This is a genomic window from Okeania sp. SIO2C2, from assembly GCF_010692625.1.
Lineage (GTDB): Bacteria > Cyanobacteriota > Cyanobacteriia > Cyanobacteriales > Microcoleaceae > Okeania > Okeania hirsuta.
Map to the genome: position 1 here is coordinate 1 of NZ_JAAHGM010000126.1, position 7,086 is coordinate 7,086.

General features: G+C 36.2%; 5 protein-coding genes. 3 read left to right on the forward strand and 2 right to left on the reverse strand.

What is annotated here, in order from left to right; genetic code table 11:
* Nucleotides 1-163 precede the first annotated feature (163 nt).
* Entirely contained in the window at nt 164-1,552 is a 1,389-nt protein-coding gene (locus F6K18_RS35545; RefSeq protein WP_287528018.1) for an ATP-binding protein, read from the reverse strand.
* A gap of 1,430 nt (nt 1,553-2,982) precedes the next feature.
* On the opposite strand from F6K18_RS35545, the gene murI reads away from it, so the two are divergent.
* The 3 genes from murI to F6K18_RS35560 all read left to right on the forward strand — a co-directional run bounded on the left by murI (nt 2,983) and on the right by F6K18_RS35560 (nt 6,322).
* On the forward strand, nt 2,983-3,885 hold the full coding sequence (gene murI, locus F6K18_RS35550) for a glutamate racemase (RefSeq protein ID WP_287528020.1): 903 nt from the start codon (nt 2,983-2,985) through the stop codon (nt 3,883-3,885).
* A gap of 801 nt (nt 3,886-4,686) precedes the next feature.
* Nucleotides 4,687-6,057 (forward strand): spondin domain-containing protein, encoded by a 1,371-nt coding sequence (locus tag F6K18_RS35555; RefSeq protein WP_287528022.1) that lies wholly within the window; start codon nt 4,687-4,689, stop codon nt 6,055-6,057.
* Between the two features lie 139 nt (nt 6,058-6,196).
* Nucleotides 6,197-6,322: a hypothetical protein gene (locus F6K18_RS35560; protein ID WP_287528024.1), complete on the forward strand. Its 126-nt coding sequence runs from the start codon at nt 6,197-6,199 to the stop codon at nt 6,320-6,322.
* Between the two features lie 565 nt (nt 6,323-6,887).
* Here F6K18_RS35560 and F6K18_RS35565 read toward each other — a convergent pair.
* A partial coding sequence (locus tag F6K18_RS35565) for a hypothetical protein (protein WP_287523630.1) occupies nt 6,888-7,086 on the reverse strand: 199 nt, incomplete at its 5' end.

The following is a 7,086-nucleotide window of genomic DNA, read 5'->3' on the forward strand; positions in this document are numbered from 1 at the left end:
GTAAGAATGATTTTTCTGCCCAACTATGCGCCTAAAATACGCTCCATGCATGAGCATAAAGAGGTGAAAAATTTGCACTGCAATTCGACTCCAAAAATTCTTTAGTCTTTATATGTCAATGCTTTTAGATTTAATCAGCAAGCCCTAATTAACCTCATAAGTTTTACTTTATAGGCAACAATATTTCAAATTCAGTTCCTACTCCTGGAGTTGAGTTAATATGTAATTTTCCCTGATGGTTATCAACAACAATTTGATAACTAATTGCCAGTCCTAAACCAGTACCTTTACCTACAGGTTTTGTAGTAAAAAATCTATCAAAAATTTGCTTTTGAATTTCGTAGGCAATACCAAGACCATTATCAACGATACGAATTGAGAGCCAACCATAAATTTCTTTAGAATCTTCAGTAGAAGTTACATTACCTTTCATCTGATAATTAGAATTTAATTCTATGCCATGAGCAGATTTATCCACATTTTGATCTGTATTTTCAGATAAATCTTTAGCTTTAGTATGAATCCATATTTTACCTGGTCTACTATCAGTTTCTTTTTCTTGATACTCTTCTAGAGCATCAAGAGCATTCGTAATCAAATTCATAAACACTTGACTAATTTGACCAGAATGACACAAAATCAACGGTAAATCCCCATAATTTTTAATAATTTCAACTCCACTAACCTTCCAACGATTCTTTAAAATTAATAGAGTACCATCTAAACATTCATTAATATTTGTTTCTTTGCGTTTAGTACCTTCCATGTGAGAAAAATTGCGGAGACTACTAACCAATTGCATCATCCGGTCAGCCGAAATTTCTATACTATTCATCATCTCCAAGTAATCATGTTTGACAAATTCAAAATCAATATCTTCTTTTAAATCTTCAACTTCTTTTATTGGTTCAGGAATATTTTTCTCATAAGTATTAATCAATTTAAGAAAGTCTTGATAATAACCAGACATAAACTTAGAATTACCTGCCACACAATTAATTGGATTTCTCAGTTCGTGGGCTAAACCTGCCACCATTTGTCCTAACATTACAAGTTTCTCAGTTTGAATTAGTTGTGCTTGAGTTTGTTTCTGTAATAAATCTTTAGCAAGTTGATGAATATAAGATTGAGCAATAAGTAATTTTTGAGTTTCTAAAACTTGATAATCTTCTGGAGAATTTTCTACAATAACTGGTTCATAAATAAATTCTTGAGGCCTCTTTACTGCTTTATCAGCAGCATCTACAATAGGTGTATCTCCTGAGAAGATTAATAATTCAGACTTAATAAAGTCGTATAAGACCTTAACGGAACGATTTAAAAAAATTTCTCTTCCATATTGGCGACTCAACGTTTTGAGAAATTGCTGTTGAGAAATCATACCAATGAATTTACCCGATTTTGTTAAAATAATACCTGGAAGTAGGGGATTTTCTTCAAAAACTTTAGCCAAACTAATTCCTGATGTATCAATTTCAACCCGGATACTATGAAGTTGTAAATCTTTTACAGTGGAACCTAAATCAAGATGGTTATTTAAGTAAGAAAACATAGGTAATAAAGAATAATTAATGACTATTGTAAAGTTTGAGTAATTTGTTCTTAAATCTTTTTAGCTAAGATACCGAGTGACTTAAAATACAGTTCCAGATGAAGTAATAACTGATAAATATTGATGGTTTTATCATACCAATTTTTTTAAATAAATTTAATTTGATGCAATAAAAGCATTACTAATTGAGGATGAAGCACCTGAGTTTACTCCCAAACCTGTTTAACATTACTAATCTCTATAAGCTTAAAAATCAGTAGACAATTTATTTTTCAGAAGGTCTTATAAATTGCTTTTCAGTTTGTTGAATAAAATATTTCGTTTGTCTTGATGTTCCAATCAAATATACCTTTGCCTATTTATTGAAGAGTTAATTGCCAAGATTATTGAATTCGCAAAAGACAAATATAAACATATTTTACAACAATTAAAAACTATTTATTTTTCCATTTTACTTCAACTTAAGTATTTATACTAAACTAACATATAAAATCTATAAATTTCTTTATAGTTTTCATCATCTCCTTAACCTTTTATTTGCCTGAAAATAATCTTTATCTGAATTTTTATCAAATTATTTTGGGCTATTTATCTCTATATAATTATGCATAAAAAATTATTGATAGATGATAACTTCAAACCATTTATAGCAATTTTAAATAAAAAAGTATTAGACATCTGTGAATATCAATCAAAATTATTAGCTAAAGAATATTGATTATTAATAAAATGCTTGAGAGTTACTTAATTCATAAAATAGAGTAAAATTCCTTATTTACAGAGCTAAATCAAATACTTCTTAGTAGAACCCATTTGATATCTTTGCACGCGGTATGTGCTTTTGGCATAAAACTCAGAATTCAGTCCTGGTAAAGTCAGGAAATTCAGTTAGAGAATAGGGGAAAAAGCGGATGCAACCCCGTGCCGCCCTTAAGCGCAAGCTGTCGGAACCAGGCATTCCCATTCCGGGACGGTAGGGAACGGTGTCCTCGCCATGGGAACGCCGACCAAGAGAAGGGAACGCGCACCAAACAAGTAGAAAAATGCTCCCATCTCCCCATTTCCCCATCTCCCTATCTTTAACTATATAAGTAGTGAACACCGGATCTGGGAACAGCGGGAAAACATTCGGATCATCATCAGCATAAGTCCTAACCTACCTGTCTATTACTATAAATAAAATTTTTGCCCTTGTGTTTTCCATGAGGAATACCTCTAAATTGACTTGTGACTTTTTTAAAAAAACTTTTGACCAGGACGAGTAATCTCAATAATTAGATTTAAGATTCATACTAAATCCGGTTTCGATCAACACTATAGTGCTTAAAGGTAAAGGGTCAGCAGCAAATCATAGATGCTAACCCTAATTTATTCCTATTTAGCAAGGTTTGGCTCCAAACCTACTATTTTTTGTCAATTCTATTGTAACGATGACAAATATTTTTTATCAATTTAATAAGGGTAAATATATTACCTCTTACCCAGGGCAAACTCAATCTAGACAACTACAAAGATATCCAATTGGCATCTTTGATAGTGGTGTGGGTGGAATTGGTGTCTTAAAAGAATCATATCGCCAACTCTCCAGAGAGACCTTTATATATTTTGCTGATACAGCACGACTCCCCTATGGTACAAAATCTCAGGCAGAAATCGTACTATTTGTACGTCAAGTGCTAACATGGATGCAACATCAGGGTGTAAAAATGGTGATCGTTGCCTGCAATACTGCTACTGCTGCAGCAATAGATCGAGTAGCAGTTGAATACAATTTTCCCATTATTGGTATGATTGAACCTGGTGCAAATACAGTTGTCAACAGAGGGAACAAAAAAATAGGTGTCATCGCCACTCGACAGACAGTCAACAGCAATGCTTATCTAAATACTATTCTTAAATTAGATCCTTCAGTTTTAGTATTTCAAGTAGGGGCGCCTGCTTTAGTACCATTAATTGAACAAGGCCGCATTAATGATGTGTATACTTTTGAGGTAGTGCGACAATATCTTAAACCCCTAATGGCACAACAGATAGATACCTTGATCTTAGGTTGTACCCACTACCCCCATCTACTTCATTTATTTAGACAAATTTTAGGCAATTCAGTACAGGTAGTAGACCCTGCCATTGCTGTTGTTAGCACTGCTGCTAGGGAACTTCAACGTTTGGGGATATCAAGCGATCGCCCTCCACACTGTACTAACTTCTATGTCAGTGGTAACCCAGAAGAATTTGCAAAAAAGGTGCAGCTATTCCTGGGTTTTACTCCGATAGTAGAGCAAGTTTGTTTAGAAGTGGAAAGAGTAACAGTTCAATCTGAATCTGTCGCTTGATTCATATAGCAGGGAACAGCGGTGCGACACCGCGGGGTGCGACAGAGGTCTGAACAAAGCGCCACCTTTGGGCGCATTCGCAAGTCAATCTAGCATCTGGTAGCGCACTCGGTGTGAGGGAACAGGCAACAGTGGAAAAAGAATTTCTAGGTTTGATCATCAGTCTATTTCCTAACCAACTCGTTCCTTGCTATAGCAATCCTATTTCAGTTGCGGGTAAAAATATCTTTGAATTTAGGGGACAGGGGTAAAAGTTTCAGAGTTTTTATATATCCTTAGATTTTTTACAAATCATTTAGGATTGCTATATAGCAAGCGTTAAAATATCCTTTTTATCGCACTCCTCAAAAAGAATTCTATACTTATGCAAAACTTCAATGATTCAGTAATTAGTAAGATTCAATGACGTTCATAGCTATTATTAGCCAGTAAGTGTATATTATTCTTATGTTTACTACTCCCACTCTCCATCTCCCCATCTCTCCATCTTCCCCACTGCCCCACTCAAGAAAACATAGAAAAGTTTTTGAGATTTGCTATGATTTGGCGTCATTCTGAGACTTAAATTGTATTCAACAGCGTCAAATATTTTTTTTAGATTAATTTGATTAATTTGGTTTTTTAGACATTATTTTTATTTTGTCCCATTTAAATTGAGCCTTAATTAGTTGATTTGAATCAAGTTCAATTAGTTTATATGTATCAAAATATAGGCATAAATATATCCTATCTATTCACAAATTGTATTTGTTATGCTAAACTCTTGTGCATCAATATGGTCATTACTAAGGAAAAAAATTTATGGCTGATATTACAGTTATAGTTGAGAATGTAGCTTCTGGAGCAGATGCAGATAGTAGTATATTCTTCTCCAAGATGTGGGTGGGATTTCATGATGGAGACTTTGACCTTTTTAATTCAAATCCAAGTGAAGCTGCTACTCCAGGTTTGGAAAGGTTAGCTGAAGATGCTATTATTGAACCAACAGGTGAATTTACAACTACTTTATCTACTGAATTTGACAGTAGTGGAGCTGGTACTGTTCAAGGAATAGTTCAAGGACCAGTTGTTGAGGGGAGCGATTTTAGGGATTTTTTCCAAGGAGACATTGGTGTTGCCCAATTTACTGTGGATGAAAATGCTGACAGCAGTAGCTACTTTAGTTATGCTTCCATGATCCTGCCTAGTAATGATGCCTTTACTGGTAATGGAAATCCTACTAGGTTTGAAATTTTTGATGAGAATGGAAATTTCTTAGGACTAGATTTTGTTGCTAATGGAACAGATATCTGGGATGCAGGAACAGAAGTAAATGACGAAGAACCTGCAAATACAGCAGCGCTAGGTCAAGAAGCTCCAGATACAGGAGTAGATGAAAATGGAACTGTTTTATTACACCCTGGTTTTATTGGCAGTGTGCGAGAAGGTAGCGATGCAGAAGGGAATATTTTACAAGCACGTCCTGACGCTGATTTCACCACAGAAGATGATGGTGAAGGTAATGAAATCGCTCGCATCAGTGTTTTACAAAATAGGGTCGGTACTTCAGATGACAATCGACTCAACGGTTTCGATACAGAGGATTTTCTCTCCGGTCTTGGAGGTGATGATACTTTAAATGGTCTTGGTGGAAGAGATTGGTTAGTTGGTGGTAGGGGTAATGACCTACTCAGAGGTGGTGAAGGCGATGATATTTTGGCAGGTCGCATTGGGAACGATCGTATGCTTGGCGGTGATGGTGATGATATTTTAAGTGGTGGTCAAGGTCGCGATCGCATCAATGGTGGTGCTGGCGACGATACTCTAACTGGTGGTGCGAGTATTGACCGCTTCATCTTCAACACTAATAGTACATTTTCTGCGAATGATGTAGGTGTAGATACAATTACTGATTTCAATCAAGGGCAAGACTTGATACTCCTTGACAAGACTACTTTTGCTGCGCTCGAAAGTGATGCTGGAGAAGGATTTAGTGTTGATGGCGAATTTGCTGTGGTTGACTCAGACGAAGCTGCTGCTACTTCTGAAGCTTTAATTGTTCACAGTACAGCAACTGGTAGTTTGTTCTATAATCCAAATGGTGTTGCAGATGGTTTTGGTAATGGTGCTGAGTTTGCTAATGTAGGTACTGATGTAACTTTAACTGCAGACGACTTTGTTTTGCGAGCTTAGTTCCCATTTATACCTACACTTATAAGTAATAATTAGAGGGCAGGTTTTTAGAACTCGATCGCGCTTAAGTTAAAGCTTTCAGTTAAACCTGCCCCTACATTTTTTTTAACGTTTAATTAGAGCTACCTACTTATATCATGTGCCCTCTGGGGGGGAGCTAGAAACTCTTTCTCGCCACGATTTTTTTATCGAAACCGAGGGAAACTTACGGTTTACAGTGGAATTATTTCGGCGTTGGGTAGAGAGTCAGGAGTCGGGAGAATAGAGAGCAGGGAAAATAAGAAGATTTGCTCTGTGTAAGAGGATAGGTTTTTTTATCATTAAATAATCCAGATTTTACAGCACTTCCTGCTGCTCGTGAGGTATAGATCTAGCGGGCAAGATGCCCGCACTACAAAAATTTTACCGTTCAAACTTGTACATCATTTGTCCGAAATATGCTGTATATCATCAATTATTAATTGTGGTGGTGGTGCATTGTAATGGTGGTCTATTGTAATTATTTTGGGCGTTGGTGAAAAGAGGTATGATATCTTGTCCGGATAAGAGCGCTAACAAAAAACTTTCTCCTTCTACTACTCTTTCTTCTTCTTTCTTTCTTTCCTCCTGACTCCTGACTCGGTCCTCCTGACTCCTAAATAATTAAGATTAATATCATACATTAATTCACCAACGCCTTATTTTGGTCAAGGACAAAAGTAGTGGGAGCATCTTGCTGCCTTGGTGGTATCTTGCTCCCTTGGTGGTATCTTGCTCCCTTGGATGTAGAGTTTGGTGCGTTACGCTACCGCTAACACACCCTACTGGACTGTTTCATCTAAAATGGTGCATTAGAATAGCCAGTCAAAAGTTACTCTTGCTAAGACAAGCGATATAGCTGCCGCACTTGCTCCGCCAACGCAAAAAACAGACAACCAAAAACAAGCGATCGTTAAAAACAGACAGCCAAAAATAGACGTTCTGGACGCTCCACAACTAAAATAGTGGAATAGAATAGCCAGCAATATGAGGACAATAATTATGGGAAGA

What these genes read in the sequence shown, in the direction of transcription:
- F6K18_RS35545 (WP_287528018.1), bottom strand. Translation starts at nt 1,552, where the DNA reads ATGTTTTCTTACTTAAATAACCATCTTGATTTAGGTTCCACTGTAAAA.
- murI (WP_287528020.1), top strand. Translation starts at nt 2,983, where the DNA reads ATGACAAATATTTTTTATCAATTTAATAAGGGTAAATATATTACCTCT.
- F6K18_RS35555 (WP_287528022.1), top strand. Translation starts at nt 4,687, where the DNA reads ATGGCTGATATTACAGTTATAGTTGAGAATGTAGCTTCTGGAGCAGAT.